This window comes from Chryseobacterium sp. CY350 (assembly GCF_027945075.1).
In the GTDB taxonomy this organism is placed as follows: Bacteria; Bacteroidota; Bacteroidia; order Flavobacteriales; family Weeksellaceae; genus Chryseobacterium.
Window position 1 is genome coordinate 2,668,273 of record NZ_CP116034.1, and the last position, 18,155, is coordinate 2,686,427.

Below are 18,155 nucleotides of genomic sequence, written 5' to 3' on the forward strand. Positions count from 1 at the left end.
TTTAAGTGGGATTTTTTTCACCTCATGATCAGACTAGACCCTAACGAAATATCTTTTCCAAACCCGCTGCATTACGACGGTCACGAAGGTATGATCGCTTTTGGCGGAGATTTATCTGTGGAAAGAATCTGGTTTGCTTATCAAAACGGGATTTTCCCGTGGTTTAATCCTGATGAAGAAATTTTGTGGTGGTGTCCCGACCCGCGGTTTGTTCTTTTTCCTGACGAACTGAAAATTTCAAAATCGATGAAGAAAATTTTGAAGAACAATATTTTTACATTCACCGAGAATAAAAACTTTAAAGAGGTTATCAAAAACTGTCAGGAAATCAACCGAAAAGGTCAAGACGGAACCTGGCTTTCTGATGAACTGATGGAATCTTTTACAAAACTCCACGATTTTGGTTTCGCAAAAAGCATTGAAGTCTGGCAAAATAACGAACTGGTTGGTGGTTTTTACGGATTGCAAATAGGAAAAGTTTTCTGCGGAGAAAGTATGTTTGCGAAAGTGAGCAACGCTTCGAAAGCCGGATTTATTCATTTCGTTGAAACTCATAAAAATAAATTTGTTTTAATAGATTGTCAGTCTCACACCGAACATCTCGAAAGTTTGGGTGCGAGAATGATTCCCAAAAAAGAATTTTTAAAAACATTACACAAAAACAATGAACGCAGATAAAGAAAAATGGATTCTTCTAATTGTCCTCAGTCTCATTTGGGGATCATCTTTTATCTTAATTAAAAAATCATTAGATCATTTCTCTCCTTATCAGGTCGGCGCATTGAGAGTTTTAATTGCAGGAATTATTTTGATGCCTATTGCAATATCAAAGTATAAACTCTTCCCGAAGAAACATTTAAAATGGCTGATTTTAGCTGCATTTACAGGAAACTTCTTCCCAATGTTCCTGTTTCCTATGGCTGAGATGGAAATCAGCAGCAGCATTGCGGGAATCGTGAATTCCATGATGCCTATTTTTGTGATTATCGTCGGAACATTATTCTGGAAATTTGAAACAACAAAAAGACAAATGACCGGAATTTTCATCAGTTTCACCGGAGTTTGTATGCTTGCTTTCGGTGGCGGCGATGATGCAAAGTTTAAAATTTTCCCGATTCTTCTATTGCTTTTGGCTACTTTATGTTACGCAATCAGTACGACGACGGTAAAATCTAAATTGATGGAAGTATCTTCCACGGTTTTATCGGCTTTTGTATTTTCATTTGTGTTGTTTTTGCCTTCACTTGTCACTTTGGTTTCTACAGGTTTTGTCTCAACATTTAGTTTTTCAAAAGAAAACATGATCGGATTGATGTTTGTGAGTTTATTATCAGTTTTCGGAACCGGACTGGCGATGATGATGAATTATCGTTTGCTGAAAGTTTCCACTCCGCTTTTTGCATCAACGGTGACTTTGCTAATGCCTATTGTTGCGATCATCTGGGGAATTTTAGATGGTGAAAAACTGACGGTCTTACAATTTGCGGGAGCAAGTATTATTATTGCCGGTTTGATCTTTTTAAGGGCAAAAGCTGTTGTTCTAAAATAAATGCAGGCTTATTTTATATAGATTAAATGCTTTTTTTAAACGCAAAGATTTCTATGTTAATATGCAAGAAGAATTTGAATTTTTTAATGATAAAAATTCTTCTCTTTGTAAAAATGGTTGCTTTCGCTTGATGACAGCCATTATTCTGTGTACTAATTTATTTCTGACCGCATTCAAAACACTCATCTTATTTTTGCCCTGCTCTACTTTTCTTTTGAAATATGCTTTAATTTCCTGATCACTTCTGATACTTGCCATTGCAGACATGTGAAGTAGTTTTTTTAGCTTTTGATGAGCCATCTTCGAGATTCTTTCCTTTTTGACAATCGTTCCTGATTGATTTTTAAATGGCACAACACCCGCATAACAAGCTAAATGTTTTGCATTTTCAAAGGATTTAAAATTATTGGTAACGATGATGAAATTTATCGCACATTGAGTTCCTATTCCGGGAATCGAGGTTAACAAATCCTTGTTTTTCTTAACTTCTTCATGGGTTTCTATGAGTGTGGAAAGCTGATCTTCTATTTTCTTTATCGATGTTTTTAATGTTTCTATAACTTTCGAATAGGCCTTATTCAATATCTTGAATTCAAGACAATCATGGCTTTTCGCTTCCCGAAGCTGGTTTTCTAAAGCCGTTTTTTGAAGCAACAAACTGTCTCTGGATTTTGTTAATATATTCATTTGTCTGATAACTGCTGAAGGTTCTTCGTAAGCAATTAATTTATCTCGATACCGAACTGCATATTGTGCTATTCTCAAAGCATCTCTTTTGTCATCTTTTCCCCGCAAATCTGTCGTTGCCTTCTTAATTTTTACAGGATGTTCCACCCAGAGTAAAACTTTTGACTGTGAAGCAGTTTTTTCCAAAGGTCTGTTATAAATCCCCGTATTTTCACAGCAAACAAGCAATTCGTCTCCTTTTATACTGAGTAATTTCAACATAGATTTAAAAAATGATTCAATACTTTTCTGTGTATTTTCGATAATCATTTCACAATGAATCTTATACTCAAAATCAATCACGGCACAATCTAGTTTTGATTTGGAAATATCGATTCCAATAACGTACTTTTGTTTCATAAATTTTAAGTTTATCATTCACAATGAGAGTTTTGTCTAAGCCCTTGATAATAGGTCGTAATCCTAAATTTCTATTATGATCTTACTCTCAAAGAAACAGGGTTCATAATCTTTGCATAGGTCTTAATACCTTGGTCGCAAACCGGTTCACCCTGTTTCTTGTGAATGTGTTGATGAGATAAAAATAATCTTGTTTTTTTTATCCTACAAACTAAAGGTTCGCTAAGATTTTTTTTAAAATACTCACTGCTTTTAAGTTCGCAAGGGCGTTCCACTTAGCAGAGAACACAAAAATCCTGCATTGCTGCAGGATTATTTTTATTTAAATTGATTCAAAACTTGTTATTGATAGCTGTCTCCGCAGCCCGACTTGAGTGGAAATCCTTTTTGTTTTTTCCAAAAAAATAAAAAGATTGGGAACGGAAGGCGGAAAAGCTGCCCCAATAAAACTATTATATTAGGCACTCATTTTCTTTCTATTCACTTTTTTTCTTCACTTTTGCCTTCGCCTTTTTCACCTCGTCTTTGATATACGGATACTTTTTTTGCATATCAGTAACCAAAGAAGCATCAAGCTGCAATGCTTTTTCAAGCATTTCTGCGCCTTTTTTGTTATCCTTTAAATTCAAATAACAGTTGCTTAGCTGATAATAAAGTTCTGCGCGGTTGTGATGTTCTAAAGCAGCAATTAAAACCGTTACCGCTTCTTCATATTCGCCGACGAGCATTAAAACTTCAGTATACGCGTACCAGTTGTAAAATCTGGACGGTTCTGCATCTACCAATTTTTTCAGGCAAGAAAGGCTTTCTTCAAATTTTCCTGAGTCAATAAATAAAAACGCAAGTCTTTTCTGATATTCAAGATTTCCATCATTCAGCAAAGTTGCTTCTCTCGCAAAGTGAAGAGCTTCCGGCATTCCGCCCATTTCTTCGTATAAGTAAGATTGCTCCATCATCGCCATATAAAACTGAGGATCTTCTCTCAATGATTTCTGGAAATAGTTCAGAGCTACCGTTGGCTGTTTTAATGCCTTATAACACAGTCCGATTTTATAAAACGTAAACGCTTTTGTATATTCCAACTCAAGCATTTCTTCATAAACCTCGACTGCTTTTTTGTATTGATTTAAAGCTTCATAACAAGCTGCTTTACTTGCATAAACTCCAACAGCGCTGGAATTGATTGCCAACATATAATCGAAACCTTTAATAGCTTCTTCATAATTTTTTCTGTTGAAATAATACTGTCCGTACTCGCTCCACGCTACTTCTGAGTAGGCAAAATTATCAAGATAGTCATTCAGGAAAGCGATTGCTTCCTCACTCTTATTCAGATCACTGAAGCAGATCATTGCATTCTCCAAAGAATATTCGTCTGTAGGATCATCTTTCAATGCCTGCTGATAATGTTTAAGAGCGTTAAAAGGGTCTCCTAAATTCACATATTCATCTGCAATAAAATTATTAAGGAAGTTTTCTTCTTCATTTAATTCTAAAGCTTTTTTGCAAATTTCAATAGATTTTCTAGGATTTCCTAAATTCGAATAATACTTTGCGTAACATACCAAAAAGTCTGTATTCTCCATAGAAGAACCTTTTAACTCATTGATCATTTCCTTCGCCGTATTATAATCTTCCCATTCTAAGAGCACTTCAAGTTTTTTGATCTTGATATCCAAAGAATTGGGATGAAGTTTGAGACCGTAAGTTACTGCCATATCAGCGTAATTAAAATCTCCCAACTCCAGATAATAAACAATAATGTCATCTAATTCTTCTGTATCGAAGTAGAATTCATCATTATTTTCCATCATTTCCTCGAACTTTTTCACAAGTTCATTTCCAAAATATTCTTCCAATATAGTATCTCAGCGTTATTTTCAAAGTTCAAAATTATTTTATAAACTTCGAAAAAACTTTTTTTAATTAAATTTTCCTATTGCTAGGATTTTGTCGATTTGAAAAAAATGAAATAATTTCAATCTTTTCATTTTCTATTTTATAGTATAAAGTATTAAACTTTGCTGTAACCACTTTACGAATATCTAATTTTTCAGTTCTTGAAAAAACTAGCGGATTTTCTGAAATTATATCTAAATTTCTTTCAATTTCAACCGACAACCTTCTCAATTCCTTATTTGTAAAATTCCGCTCTAAATATTCAATTGTTTCTTCTAACTCTTTTAGTGATTGATCAGACCAAACGATTTCATAGCCACTTTTCATAAAGCTTTTTTACTTCAGAATGAGCAACCACTCTACCTTCTTCAATATCTTTTAGTCCTAATTCTATCGATTTTTTTTCAGCCTCTGAAAGTTCATCATACCAATCTTCCTCTGGAATTTCTTCTACAAAATCAATTTCAACCGCCTTCAAAATCGCTTTTATCTTAGCGAGTTCTTTTTTATTTTTAGGATTAATGGTAATTGTCATCGTACTATTTTCTATACTAAATATACAAAAATTCTGAATTAAATCAAACTTCTGATTTTAGCAATCATATCATCGCCTAATTTGTCGGCTTCTTCCTGTGAGAAAGCTTCTGTATAAATTCTGATAATCGGTTCTGTATTCGATTTTCTAAGGTGAACCCAATTGTTTTCAAAATCTATTTTTACTCCGTCAATGGTAGAAACCTCTTCATTTTGATACTCTTTTTCCATTTTAGTTAAAAGATCATCAACATTTATTTCGGGAGTAAGTTCGATTTTCTTTTTCCCCATAAAATAACTTGGATAACCAGCTCTTAATTCGGAAACCGTTTTATTTTCTTTTGCTAAATGGGTCAAAAACAAAGCAACGCCAACCAAAGAATCTCTTCCGTAATGAAGTTCAGGATAGATAATTCCACCGTTTCCTTCACCGCCGATCACAGCATTTTTTTCTTTCATTAAATTGACCACATTCACTTCTCCAACAGCACTTGCAAAATATTCTGAGTTATGAGTTTTTGCCACATCTCTCAATGCGCGACTTGAAGAAAGATTTGAAATGGCAACTCCGTTTATGTTTTTCAACAAATAATCGGCAACAGCAACTAAGGTATATTCTTCCCCGAACATTTCTCCGTTTTCGTCTACCAAAGCCAATCTGTCAACATCCGGATCTACTACAACGCCAAAATCTGCTTTTTCTTTGATTACTAATTCACAGATGTCTCCCAAATGTTCTTTCAGAGGTTCAGGATTGTGCGGAAACTGTCCGTTTGGTTCGCAGTATAATTTTACCGTTTCGCAACCCAATTTATCCAAAAGCATTGGAATTGCAATTCCGCCAGTAGAATTTACGGCATCTAAAACGATTTTATATTTTTTAGCTTTAATCGCTTCAACATCCACCATCGGCAAATCAAGAATCTGCCGAATGTGAATATCAAAAGCATCATCTCTTGTTTCGTATTTACCTAAATCATCAACTTCCGCATAATCGAAATCTTCATTTTCCGCCAATGCCAAAACCTCAGCACCATTTTCTCCGTTAATAAATTCACCTTTCTCATTTAACAATTTCAATGCATTCCATTGTTTTGGATTGTGAGAAGCGGTCAAAATAATTCCTCCGTCAGCATTTAATTCAGGAACCATAATTTCTACAGTTGGTGTTGTCGAAAGTCCTAAATCTACAACGTGAATTCCCAAACCTTGCAAAGTTGCACAAACCAGAGAATTGACCATTGAACCGGAGATTCTTGCATCACGACCGATAATTAAGGTTAAATCTTTTTTATTTTTATTATTCTGAAGCCAGGTTCCGAAGGCTGATGCAAATTTCACGACATCAAGTGGTGTCAAATTATCATTTACTTTTCCACCGATCGTTCCTCTGATTCCGGAGATACTTTTTATTAATGACATATTATTAAAAATGTTTTTGCAAAAATACGAATAAAAGAAACAAAGAATTATGAAATCTGCTTAACGTTAGTAAGTCAGTTTTTCTCCGTAAAAGCCTTATTTTAAATACATTGATATTACTAAGAACATCCACAATCCTTATCGCAGCCAGATCTTTTAGAATCAAACTTTTTTGGCGCGAAACTTTTCCTCACAATTCTAAATAAAGAATAACAGGCAAAAAGCACCACAAGAGCGATAATTACATATTGAAAAATTAAGGAAGAATCCATTTATTTTAAGATTTGATAAGCAATTAATGACACAAAATATGCCAAACCTGTCATCATTACCACCTGAAAGCCAGTCCATTTCCAGCTTTTGGTTTCTCTGTAAACTACTGCAACGGTAGAAACACATTGCATTGCAAACGCGTAAAACAATAAAACCGAAATTCCGGTTGCAAAACTGAAGACTTTATCGCCATTTGGCTTTACATCCATTCGCATTTTATCGATTACTTTTCCTTCCGGAGCGTCATCATCTAAACTATATAAAGTTGACATTGTTCCTACGAAAACCTCTCTTGCTACAAAGCTCGTCAGAATTCCTACTCCCATTTTCCAATCATATCCCAAAGGAGCAATTGCCGGCTCGATTGCTTTTCCCATCTTCGCCAAATACGAATGATCAAGTTCCACGTTGGTAGCAACAATCTGCTCTTCGCTTTGTTTCGGTCCGAAATAACTGAGACACCAAATAATGATACTTACAATAAATATGATTTTCCCCGCTCCTGTAATAAAATCCCAAACTTTACCTAAAACCATTTTCAGATCATATCCGAAAAGTGGTTTTTTGTACGTCGGCAAATCCATAACCAAGTATGTTTTTCCTTTATTTTTAATGAAACCTTTCAAAATCGCTGCAGAAAGTAGCGCTACGAAAAATCCCAAAAGATACATTCCCAAAAGTACCAACGCTTTATATTGAATTCCGAAAAAAGTTTTATCTGAAATTATCAATCCGATAATAATACTGTAAACCGGAAGTCTCGCTGAACAAGTCATAAAAGGCGTCACCAAAATGGTGAGTAATCTTTCTCGGAAGTTTTCAATATTTCTTGTTGAAATTACTGCCGGAATTGCACAAGCCGTTCCTGAAACCAGCGGAACTATACTTTTTCCATTTAAACCAAATGGCCTCAAAAACCTGTCCATCAGAAAGATAACTCTCGCCATATACCCAGAATCTTCCAAGAGATAAAGGAAGTATAATAAAATCCCGATTTGTGGTGCAAAGATGATAATTCCTCCTAATCCAGGAACAATTCCGTCGGAAATGAGTGAATTAATAGGACCTTCCGGCAAATTTTGTTTACTAAATGCTGAAAGCCATGCAAAAAACTCATCGATCCAGTTCATGGGATATTCTGCAAGGAAGAAGACACTGTTGAAAATTACCAATAAAATTCCTACAAAAACGACATATCCGAAAATGGGATGAACAAGAACTTTATCTAGTTTTTCAGTTAAAAGTTCTTTAAACTGAGGTTTTTTTGAAATTACATTCGCTAGTATCTTATCAATATTCTGATATCGCCTCACTACTTCCTGAACCTGTAATCTTTTCGGAACCAAACTTTTAGCTTCAGAGTCATTAATTAATTCAGTCGCAGAATTTAATTTATTTAAATCGGCACCGATTGAGAGACTCATCCATGCCTTGTAATCGTTTTCAAATTGATTATGAGCGGAAACTTTATTTAAAAAATCCTTATGCTCAACAGGAATATCAAATGAAGGCTTTTCTATTCTAGCAAAATCATTATCTAAAATCGCTTTTTGAATCGCTTCAATTCCTAACTGTTCCTTGGCATTCGTCTGAATAATTCTGATATTCAAAGCTTCGGAAAATTTCTCGATATCGATGTTGATTCCTCTTCTTTCCGCTTGATCTATTTGGTTAACAACCAGAATCATCGGAACGCCCAAATCCTGAATCTGCTGAAATAAAAGCAATCCTCTTTTTAAACTCAGAGCTTCGAGAATATAAATAACTCCGGCAAAATCTTTCTGACTTTCCAATAGAAATTTAGAAAAAATGGCCTCATCTTCGGAGCTCGGATAAATGCTGTATGATCCCGGAAGGTCTACTACCTCAACTTCTTCGTCTTTGTAGATATATGATCCTGAATGGCTGGAAACAGTAACTCCCGCGTAGTTTCCAGTTTTCTGTTTTTTATTGCAAAGTGCATTAAAAAGGGTTGATTTTCCAACGTTGGGATTTCCTACTAAAAGTACCTGCTTTTTATTTTGTTGCTGCATTAATTCCAATCTTCTACAATGATAAACTCCCCTTCTTCTTTTCGCAACGCGATCCTACTTTTTTCATCCCCAAATTCCACATAAAGAGGGCCGTTGAAAGGAGCTCTATAAAGTATTCTGAAGACAGTTTCAGGCAACAGCCCCATTTCTATGATTTTGTTGGGCATCTGTAAATGATCATTATCGTAGCCCAAAATTTTCCCAAGTCTGTTCTTAGGAAATCTATTTAATGTCTGTGAATAGTTATCTTTCAATACCTATATTTTTTCTGCTTGCAAATATACGCTATTTAAATTTAATCTAAATAAGACTAATTTTAAAGATTTACAGAAACTATAATGAAAAATAAACCCAAACTCAGAAATGAGTCTGGGTTTATTAATCTTGACTATTCTAAGTTCTAGTTAGTCGATTGTGAAGCTTTGGCGCAGTGATATGGAGGACCAGCAATAACTGGACCTAATGCCAATTCAATTATGCAAAGATCTGCATCTGATAATTCCTTCTGTTTCCTAGCTGTGTTCAAAACTTGAATTGTTACTTTTTTTTGATTTTCATCAATCGTTTTTTTAACAACTAAAACCTTTTGTTCCGTGTTTTTTTCATTCTTTTCCTTTTGCGTTTCTGCTTTTGCGAAAACGAATGTTGACAACGTAACAAATGACGCGATAATAATTTTCTTCATTGTATAGAATTTAAATTTGTATTTCAAAGTTAACAAAATAATATCAATATAGAATTAACGGTTGAAATTATTCACTTAAAATTAAATGTTAATTATTTAAACTTTTATTGCTTTTGATTTTACAGTAACTTGTAAATAAACCCAAACTCATTTCTGAGTCTGGGTCTACTTCAATATAATTTAGTTAAAATCTGAATGTTATTTTTTATCTTTCTCTTTACCTACTTTTTCTAGATTACCCACCTTCACAGTTGCTGTTTTTTCAATTGGATTATCGTTTGAATTGAAAAAATCCTTCGCTATTTTTTCCTGTTTTTTCATCATCTCACCAATCGTCATATCTGATCCAGGCATTTTCATACTAGACATTTCCGGAGTTACTCTCTGACGAAACTCCCCCATCGGATCTTTTTTAAAAGTAGCGTAAGCTTTTTCAAACTTCTCTTTACTTGTTGGCGTTATGTTATTTGACATTCCATACTTCGCATTTACTTTTTCTGAATAAGAGAGTTCTTCATAATTTTCAATTTTCTTGTTACCACTCAGTTTCCATGAATAATGTTTTTCAGAATCTTCAATCTTAACAATCAATCCTGGCAAACCATAAAATTTATAAGGTCCATCCGGGAATGGAATATCTGTAGTGAACCAAGCTATCCATTTTCTTCCTCCGAAATCGGTCGTTGCTTTTTGCGTATTATACTCTCCCACTTTTTCTTTTTCGGGAAGAATATTCCATTTAAATTTTATATCATCCTCATAAGCAAATAAGTTCATACTTATTCTGTCTACATACTGTTCTTTCATCTCCGGATATGTTTTCACAATTTTATATGAAAATTTAGGCATTTTGATCAGTTTAGACATATCTTTAAATGATTTAGTCTTTTCCATCTCCTCGACAGCCATTTTAATAATTGAATCCTGAGCAGGAACTGTATAGTCCTGATAAATCGATTTTTTACCAGTAACATCAAGTATTGCTATCACCTTATCAATTTTTGTTGAATCTTGTTTCGGCTTAAAAGTCAATTCGTAAAAGAATCTGTTTGCTGTTTCCTGTGCATTGATAATTGCAAAAGCTGCAATCAATACTATTGAAAATAATTTTTTCATTTTAATAACTTTAAATAATTAGTTAGCAGTTCGTTATTTTTGTTACAGTTTTTATTTAAAAAAATCAGAAAAAAAACCAACCTCAGCGAGATTGGTTTTTTTACTTTTATTTAAAGTTGAATTTTACTGTAAACATTACTTGGCTTGGTCGAAGTAATATTCTTGTGTAGCTGATATTTGTTGTATTGATATCATATGTTTCGAAAACTTTTTTGTTAGCGATATTCATCCATTTCAATTCAAAATCAATTTTCTTTTGCGACCATGAGAATTGGTATGACAAATCGTAAAATCCGTTGTTATATTTCTGGCCGGCTGCATTTGTATTTACCTGATCCCAATTAAAACCGACTGTGTGGTTTTCGACAGGATACACAAAAAGACCAAGATTATGGGTAAAGCCCGTTCTTGCAGCATTAGAATTTACGCTTCCTGTACTTGTTTGGTCGGTTCTTGTAAGATTTGCATTATAATCTATGCTCATCCAGCTGAAGTAAGTATTGTTGAATTTGATTCCAAACGACTGACTGTTGTTTTTGTTGGTGAAAGAATCGTTATTTAAGAAAGCATCTGATGTTGATGTATTGTTGCTGTAGCTCAAAGAAGCATTGGTTTTAAATTTCGGAAAATATTTCCCGATTTCTGCATTGTAACCACTGCTTACAACATTATTTTCCTGCTCTATATATTGCATTACAGAATATCCTCCAACAATTGTAGGATTAGATATTAAATTTCTCTTAGCATCGGAAAGTCTGTAGCTTACATTAAAAAATAAATTATTCAATGGGTTTCTGTATTCCAATCTTGCGCCTGCCGATTTATTATTGTTTTCAGGAATCGGATTGTTTGCATCCATTGCATTTAAGGATGTTGGCGAAATCATTAGAAATCCTGAGTACGCTGTATTAACTTCACCAAAATTATTGCTGATATTACCATTTAACGAAGCTTTAAAGAATGAAGCAAAGTTGAATTGTGCAAATAAATTAGGCTCAAAAGTAAGTTTATTTACAGATTTTGAAACCGTTCTTAAAGGATCTTCCGCTGTAATATTATTTGAATTTACCGGAACGTTGGCGTATAGCATCCACGAATCATCTTTATAATTGATTCCTACGCTTCCGTAAGGTGTCGCAGTGGTGTATTTAAGGTCGTTTTCAAAACCAGATCCGTAGCCGTAAGCTTCTCCGCTAATATTTTTATTAAGTGCCGATCTCAAATCGGTAGATTTATAATTTAATCCAATTTCGGGAGTAAAAGTCCAGCCTTTTGCCGAGAAACCAATATTTGCAGAATGGTTGGCTTCAAAAGTTTTCAGCTGTAAATTTTGTCTTACCGATTGTGTACCAACTCCCGGATAAAACCCCGGAATACTAAGGTAAGAAGCAGGCGAAATGTCTAATTTTTGGCTGTCGTTCTGATAACTGATAAATGACTGCACATTTACCATTTTCTCTTTCCACGGAATAATCGTGCTTAAAGAGTTTTGAAATGACGATGTTGGAGATTGCAATGCTTCCTGACCATTTCTACCAATTGCACCATCTGTTCTGTCAACAACTGCTCTGTCGGCGTTCCAAAACTGTGAGAAACTTGTAGTGTTTTTGAAGAACCCTTTTTTCGCATTTTTTGTGAAAATCAATTCTCCTTTTACTTTATCTGTAAAAAAGTTATTCAATATGTTTTGTGTGGTACTGAAAGCAGGACTTTTAGTAGTTGCAAAATAATCTGTCTGACTGTACGATTCTCTTTCAACAGCATTATTGGTATAGTTTGCATTTGCCTTCAGTTCCCATTCTTTTTTGTTATCGATATTCGTCAGATAATTTGCAGACAGATAATGAACATTATTGAATAAATATCTTTTTACCGGAAGATTCGGCGTGCTCGCGTTTTCTACATTAAGCCAATCATTTTGGGAAGCATTAATTCTTCTTCCTTCAAATCTATTTCCAAAAGCTAAAATGTTCCCTTCATTTTCCACCTGCTCGCCCATATTATTGGTCTTGTAGTTTGCTACCCATTGGCTTTTTTTGCTGAAAAACATTGGGGTCAGTTTCACATTCCAAAGCCACGGATCGGTAAAACCTGCTCCAACTTCTCCTCTACCTGTCATTGTAACAGATTTCTTAAGCTTGATATTGATTGCTGCTGCGTCTGAAGGTATTTTCCCCTGAAGCATCTTTACAGGTTGATGATTTTCAAGAACTTCTAATTTCTGAATAGCATCTTTCGGAAGTGAGTTTGTAATCGTACCATAACCACCTTCCATTAAATCTTTTCCTTCTACATAAAATTTGTTGATTGCATTACCCTGATACAATATGGTACCGTCTGCATTCACCTCAATACCCGGAATTTTCTTCATCACGTCAGCCAAAGTACGGTCGTTTTTACTGTCGAATGCCTTCAGATCGTAAGCAATCGTATCGCCTCTTGCGGTGATCATTTTGGTTTTCAGCTGAACTTCTTTTATTTCCGTAGCTTCAGATTGCATTTTGAATGTCAAAGACTGATCACTGTTGCTGATTTGTTTTGTTAAAGGCTTTTGGTTAAAAGCTTTTACCTTCAGGTCTACATTAGATTCCGCTGAAGTGAACGTTACCTTATATTCCCCTTTAGAATTTGTGATTCCGTAAGCAAGAATTGCATCTTTGCCCGGTTCTTCCACCGTTACACTTGCGCTTGGGATCGCAATACCGTCTTCATCTGTAATTTTACCTGAAATCGTTTTCTGAGAGAAAGCCAAAACAGAGAAAAATACCATGAGAAATAAGGAGACTTTTCTTTTCATAGGTATTAATTTATTTTTTTAAAGTTTCGCAGGATTCAAAATGTTGAAAGTAATTTGACCGTTCCCGCGATATGGTTGTTTATTATTTGAATAATTAGTTACTTAGATTGCTGTTTTGTTACACTTTATAGAGATGTAATTTTACAGAGAAAGTTAAACCGTTCTTTTTACAACTACAAACGTAGTGATAATTTCTTTTAATTTTTCTATTTCTAAAGATGATCTTCTTGTTTTGATTACATTTAATTAGAATTAATGATTTATATTTTACCTAAAAGTATAAATTTGTACAAAGAATATACAGTTATGGAATAGGAACGAATCTCAAAAGATTGAGAAGTAAAACAAAATATTCTAGTCAGGATATTGCAGATCTATTAGAAGTCGACAGAAACACATATTCTAATTGGGAAAACGAAGCAACAGACATAAAGTCACAATACATTCCAAAGTTAGCAGATATCTTTAATGTGAAAATTCAGGATCTATTTGATACTGAGCAAAAATTTCAAATAAATAACTTTTAAAACCATGATAATGCAACTGGTCAGCAAGGAATTATCATTAACATAACAGATTCTGAAACTGCCAAGCTTATAAGTTCACAGCTTGAAGAATTGATTAACAGTCTAAAGAAATAAAAAAAATCTACCCGTAATTATTCATTTTGCAGGAAGGTAAATCACTCTTTTGAAGATCGTTTGTCATTCAGAAGCAACCTACATTATTTTCTTTCGTTTAGATTACTTCAGAACAACAAAGATTGTTTAGCAATTACTCAAAAGGTTTTAATTCTAAAGGATTGTTATTCATTTCCTTTAGCTTTTCAAGTTTCTTCTCAAATTCCCGAGTTTGCTGTATCGGCATACCAGGAAAACTTGCGATTGAAAATTCTGAGTTATTTCTTGCCTTGAGATAATCTGATTTTGTAAGTTTTTTATAATTTTCTAAATTTATTTTTAAACTTATGTCCTGTTTTTTTAAATCTTCCAAGACAAATTTATATTCTCCAGTAGAATCCGAGATTTCAAATATAAGTCCAGGCAAACCTCCAAATTTCGCAGGGCCAAGCTGAAAAGGATATTCTTTCGCAAAATATGCATTCCATTTCCTCCCATATTTCACTGTCGTGGCTAACTGGCAATAAACACCATTCACAAATTTTTTCTGACCTTCGATTTTCCATTTATAGACTACTCGCTCCTCATACGAAATACTTGTTTCTACATACTTTCCACTGACATGATATTTTTCATCAGAAAAAATAAATCGTTCTGGAAAGTAACTTCCGAAACCAAATTCTCCAGAATTTTCAGATTGGTAATTTATATCAGATGCAAAATAAGAAGAGGAGTTTCCAAAAATAAAAGTGAAATTTTCATTTTTTAAGTTATTTTTACCCAAAACCATTGTGGCTCGGTAGTGAGCTATATATTGACCAGATATTTTTATTTGGGCAAAACTTTTACTAAAAAGCGTAAATAGAATAAGAATTATAGTGATATTCCTCATGGTACATAAATAAAAGTTTCTCAAAGACACTAAGGTAATCTTTGAGAAACTAAGTTAAATTAACCGTTTAAATCAATTAAGATTATATTGGATTTTGGTACATAAACTCCGCAATTATAATAATTGTTATACTGCATATATGTCTTTACTTGGTCGGCTGAGTAATTATCGGGAAAGCTTGCACTTTGAGAAGTCCCGCACGTTGTTGTCCATGTTACGTTAAATAACGCAAAAGACAAAAGAGATAAGCTTGTACAGCCTAATACTAAAAGTTTTTTCATGTTAAAATTTTTTAAAATTAATAATTAAATTTTCCCAGATCCGAAATTCTTTCTAGAATAAATTTCAAATCCGGATGATGCATCATTTATGACTTTTAAAAAGAAATACATTGTCAGCAAAGCGTCGCCAATGTTGCGCGATTTTCTAATCTGATGTCATACTACAAACCTAACGAAAATTTTAAATAAAATATATACAATAAATTAAGCAATTATTGCTCGTTTTTATAACATTTCCTATTTTTAATAACATTTTATTCGCATACTAATTTAATTTTACTTAATAAACTTCATAATAACAATATGAGTTGTTTGGTGACATAAGCCAAATCCTGAATTTATATTGAGACTAAATAAAAAAATGATGAAGGTCATAGATTAAAAAGAACGTAATATCATTTATTGTATTTATATATTTAATAATTTTGTAACATAAAATATATAAGAATGGGGGTTATCTTAAAGCCTATAGATATTGTTGATGATATTACTCAGGAAGAGTTTCGTGAGAAATATCTAAAACCGAGAAAACCGGTGGTGATCAAAAATATGGCCAGAAAATGGCCGGCTTACCAAAAATGGACGATGGATTATGTGAAGGAAGTGGTGGGTGACGTTACAGTTCCTCTATATGACAGCGCAAAAGCTGATCCGGCGGCTCCTATTAACACTCCGACTACAGAAATGAAGTTTGCAGATTACATAGATCTGATTCAGAAAGAACCTACCGATCTTAGGATTTTCTTTTTTGATCCCATCAAACGTGCCAACAAATTACTGGAAGATTATATCTCTCCTTCAGACTTAATGGGAGGATTTTTAGATAAATTTCCCTCTATGTTTTTCGGAGGAAAAGGTTCAGTGACGTTTTTACATTACGATATTGATTTAGCGCATATCTTCCACACCCATTTCAACGGAAGAAAACACGTACTTCTTTTCGAACAGAAATGGAGAGACAGATTATACAAACTTCCTTACGCCACGTATTCTCTGGAAGATTTTGATATTTCGAATCCAGATTTTGAAAAATTCCCCGCTCTTGACGGAGTTGAAGGAATTGAGTGTTTCCTGGAACATGGTGATACTTTATTCATGCCTACAGGTTGGTGGCACTGGATGAAATATCTGGACGGAAGTTTCTCACTTTCTCTTCGTGCATGGGACAAATCTTGGGCGGTAAAAGCAAACTCGCTTTGGAATCTTGCAGTTCAGAGAAATTTTGACAATGTCATGAAGGGACGTTTCAAAAACAGATACATGGACTGGAAAGAGAAAAAAGCAGTCGAAAGAGCCAACTATGCTTTAAAAAAAGGTTTACCTAAAAGATAAAAAATACGCTTCATATTCTGGAGCGTATTTTTATTTTGAAAATTTAATTAATTATTCAAAGGCAATTTTTTTCAACATTTCTAGTTAATAACAGGTTTGTCGACATTAAGAAAAGCATGAGCCTGAAATAATACCACATTTATTTCAATTTAACATTATAATTATTTCTTCCTTTTTCGTTTGGATATAAAGAAGGAAGCGGATCGCTCTGCCAGAATTGTTTTGTATCAATATTCATTATTGATAAAGCTCCTGTGAAAGCTGCGCCTGTATCAAGATTCCAGATATTGGCTTTATTGACAGGAGTTTGTATTCCTAAATGTAAAGTTGGAGTATGACCGATAAAAATTTCTTTATATAAAAGCAGCCTTTTCGGATATAAATTTGAATTCTTTTCTAATTTCTTATCCATTGCTACCGCTGTTTCCCAAAGTGTTCTGTCCCATCGGTAATTACTTGTATAGACTTCCTTTTCAGGACCATGCATTGAGGAATAACCCGCGTGAATAAACAAACGATTTTCTTGGTCAACATAATAATTTTTCATTTTTTGAAAAAACTTCAGATGAATTTCCAAAACTTCTAATGAATAATCAGAATAGCTGTTTACAGTACTTTGTCCACCATTTAAAAGCCAAACATCAGGATCAGTGCCGAGTGAAAGCCAATCTTCTGCCCATGCATCGTGATTTCCTTTTATGAAAACACATTCCTGCTTTTTGGAAAGTTCTATTAAAAACTGGCTGATTTGGGAAGATTCGCTCCAACCGTCCACATAATCTCCCAAGAAAATCAATTTATCATTTTCGGTGACATCGGCTCTTTCCAAAACCTGTTTCAAAGCTTTGAATCCTCCGTGAATGTCACCGACTACTAATGTTCTTTTCATTTAAATCTTTTGTGATAATTCGGACAAGATTCAACAATTTCCATTGCTTCTATTAATCTGCAGTTTTTATGCTCGATAATGAAATATAAAACATGTACAGTTCCTGCTCCTTTGCCAAACAATTCATTAACTTTTTTCTTTAAATCATCTTTCTCGGGAGAAAAGTCTTTTACTTCTTCGTCAAATTCTTTAGTTGTCATCTCGAAATGTATTTTGCATCAACAAAATCTGTCAGCCAAACATTATTTTCGGAAAGATAAAATTCTATTCCGTCTTTGAACATTACTTTTGTTTTAATAGTAAGAATAATTGGTTTTCCGTGGCGCATTCCTACGCTGGTAGCAGTTTCTTTATCTTGACTTAAATGAACGTGTTGGCGGCTTCTTTTCTCAATACCTTTTTCTAAAATAGATTCGATATTACTTTGAGCTGTTCCGTGATACAAAAATTCAGGTGGTTGTTGTGGAATTAAAGCCAGATTAATCTCAACTGAATGTCCCTGACTGGCTCTGATTCTTGTTTTATCTTCATTAAAAGCAAAACGCTTTTTTTCGTTAGTTTGTACGATTTCATCTAATTCTTCAAAGGTAAAGCCTTCATAAGAATCTCTTTTTGATTTTGTGATTAATTCATCAACATCTGCCCATCCATTTTCATCCAAATTCAAATTGATGAGTTCGGGATGATGCCTGAGAACATAGCTCAGGAATTTGCTTAATTTTTTCTTATGTTGTTCGTTCATGGTTT

18 protein-coding genes are annotated in these 18,155 nt (G+C 33.9%); 4 read left to right on the forward strand and 14 right to left on the reverse strand.

Going from position 1 to position 18,155, the window contains the following annotated elements; all coding sequences use genetic code 11:
- Positions 1–24: 24 nt before the first annotated feature.
- Together aat and PGH12_RS12345 are read left to right on the forward strand one after the other, a co-directional pair.
- Positions 25–678, forward strand: coding sequence for a leucyl/phenylalanyl-tRNA--protein transferase (gene aat / locus PGH12_RS12340; RefSeq protein ID WP_267596617.1), 654 nt, complete (start codon positions 25–27; stop codon positions 676–678).
- The gene (locus PGH12_RS12345) at positions 665–1,549 is read left to right on the forward strand and encodes a DMT family transporter (RefSeq protein ID WP_267596616.1); all 885 of its coding nucleotides are present in this window, start codon (positions 665–667) and stop codon (positions 1,547–1,549) included. The genes aat and PGH12_RS12345 overlap by 14 nt, the downstream gene beginning before the upstream one ends.
- 51 nt (positions 1,550–1,600) lie before the next feature.
- Here PGH12_RS12345 and PGH12_RS12350 read toward each other — a convergent pair whose 3' ends face one another.
- From PGH12_RS12350 to PGH12_RS12395, 10 genes are all read right to left on the reverse strand, one after another.
- Positions 1,601–2,635, reverse strand: a complete 1,035-nt coding sequence (locus tag PGH12_RS12350; RefSeq protein WP_267596614.1) for an IS110 family RNA-guided transposase — start codon at positions 2,633–2,635, stop codon at positions 1,601–1,603.
- 476 nt (positions 2,636–3,111) lie between these two features.
- Positions 3,112–4,494, reverse strand: a complete 1,383-nt coding sequence (locus PGH12_RS12355; RefSeq protein WP_267596612.1) for a tetratricopeptide repeat protein — start codon at positions 4,492–4,494, stop codon at positions 3,112–3,114.
- 67 nt (positions 4,495–4,561) lie between these two features.
- Positions 4,562–4,861, reverse strand: coding sequence for a type II toxin-antitoxin system RelE/ParE family toxin (locus PGH12_RS12360; protein WP_267596610.1), 300 nt, complete (start codon positions 4,859–4,861; stop codon positions 4,562–4,564).
- A complete protein-coding gene (locus PGH12_RS12365) occupies positions 4,845–5,069 on the reverse strand; it encodes a DUF2683 family protein (RefSeq protein WP_267596608.1) in 225 nt (74 codons plus the stop codon). Before PGH12_RS12365 ends, PGH12_RS12360 begins: the two co-directional genes overlap by 17 nt.
- A gap of 38 nt (positions 5,070–5,107) precedes the next feature.
- Positions 5,108–6,490 carry a phosphoglucosamine mutase gene (glmM, locus tag PGH12_RS12370; protein ID WP_267596607.1) on the reverse strand — a complete coding sequence of 461 codons (1,383 nt, stop codon included), beginning with the start codon at positions 6,488–6,490 and terminating at the stop codon, positions 5,108–5,110.
- Positions 6,491–6,762: 272 nt separating this feature from the next.
- Positions 6,763–8,796, reverse strand: a complete 2,034-nt coding sequence (gene feoB, locus PGH12_RS12375) for a ferrous iron transport protein B (RefSeq protein WP_267596606.1) — start codon at positions 8,794–8,796, stop codon at positions 6,763–6,765.
- On the reverse strand, positions 8,796–9,050 hold the full coding sequence (locus PGH12_RS12380) for a FeoA family protein (RefSeq protein ID WP_267596604.1): 255 nt from the start codon (positions 9,048–9,050) through the stop codon (positions 8,796–8,798). The genes feoB and PGH12_RS12380 overlap by 1 nt, the downstream gene beginning before the upstream one ends.
- A gap of 146 nt (positions 9,051–9,196) precedes the next feature.
- Entirely contained in the window at positions 9,197–9,481 is a 285-nt protein-coding gene (locus tag PGH12_RS12385; RefSeq protein WP_267596602.1) for a hypothetical protein, read from the reverse strand.
- Positions 9,482–9,679: 198 nt separating this feature from the next.
- Positions 9,680–10,597 carry a GLPGLI family protein gene (locus tag PGH12_RS12390; RefSeq protein ID WP_267596600.1) on the reverse strand — a complete coding sequence of 306 codons (918 nt, stop codon included), beginning with the start codon at positions 10,595–10,597 and terminating at the stop codon, positions 9,680–9,682.
- A 106-nt stretch (positions 10,598–10,703) separates the two neighbouring features.
- Positions 10,704–13,394 (reverse strand): TonB-dependent receptor, encoded by a 2,691-nt coding sequence (locus PGH12_RS12395; protein WP_267596598.1) that lies wholly within the window; start codon positions 13,392–13,394, stop codon positions 10,704–10,706.
- Between the two features lie 311 nt (positions 13,395–13,705).
- Here PGH12_RS12395 and PGH12_RS12400 point away from each other — a divergent pair, with 311 nt between their 5' ends.
- Complete coding sequence (locus tag PGH12_RS12400; protein ID WP_267596933.1) at positions 13,706–13,921, forward strand: helix-turn-helix transcriptional regulator; 216 nt, start codon at positions 13,706–13,708, stop codon at positions 13,919–13,921.
- Positions 13,922–14,168: 247 nt separating this feature from the next.
- Here the strand turns inward: PGH12_RS12400 and PGH12_RS12405 are convergent, their stop codons facing one another.
- Complete coding sequence (locus PGH12_RS12405) at positions 14,169–14,906, reverse strand: GLPGLI family protein (RefSeq protein ID WP_267596597.1); 738 nt, start codon at positions 14,904–14,906, stop codon at positions 14,169–14,171.
- Between the two features lie 728 nt (positions 14,907–15,634).
- On the opposite strand from PGH12_RS12405, the gene PGH12_RS12410 reads away from it, so the two are divergent.
- Complete coding sequence (locus PGH12_RS12410; RefSeq protein ID WP_267596596.1) at positions 15,635–16,519, forward strand: cupin-like domain-containing protein; 885 nt, start codon at positions 15,635–15,637, stop codon at positions 16,517–16,519.
- A gap of 139 nt (positions 16,520–16,658) precedes the next feature.
- Here PGH12_RS12410 and PGH12_RS12415 read toward each other — a convergent pair whose 3' ends face one another.
- Genes PGH12_RS12415 through PGH12_RS12425 form a run of 3 tightly spaced genes read right to left on the reverse strand, consistent with a single transcriptional unit; the run spans position 16,659 to position 18,150 of the window.
- Positions 16,659–17,408, reverse strand: coding sequence for a metallophosphoesterase family protein (locus PGH12_RS12415; RefSeq protein ID WP_267596595.1), 750 nt, complete (start codon positions 17,406–17,408; stop codon positions 16,659–16,661).
- Complete coding sequence (locus PGH12_RS12420) at positions 17,405–17,608, reverse strand: hypothetical protein (protein ID WP_267596594.1); 204 nt, start codon at positions 17,606–17,608, stop codon at positions 17,405–17,407. Before PGH12_RS12420 ends, PGH12_RS12415 begins: the two co-directional genes overlap by 4 nt.
- Complete coding sequence (locus PGH12_RS12425) at positions 17,605–18,150, reverse strand: RNA 2'-phosphotransferase (protein ID WP_267596593.1); 546 nt, start codon at positions 18,148–18,150, stop codon at positions 17,605–17,607. Before PGH12_RS12425 ends, PGH12_RS12420 begins: the two co-directional genes overlap by 4 nt.
- Between the last annotated feature and the right edge of the window lie 5 nt (positions 18,151–18,155).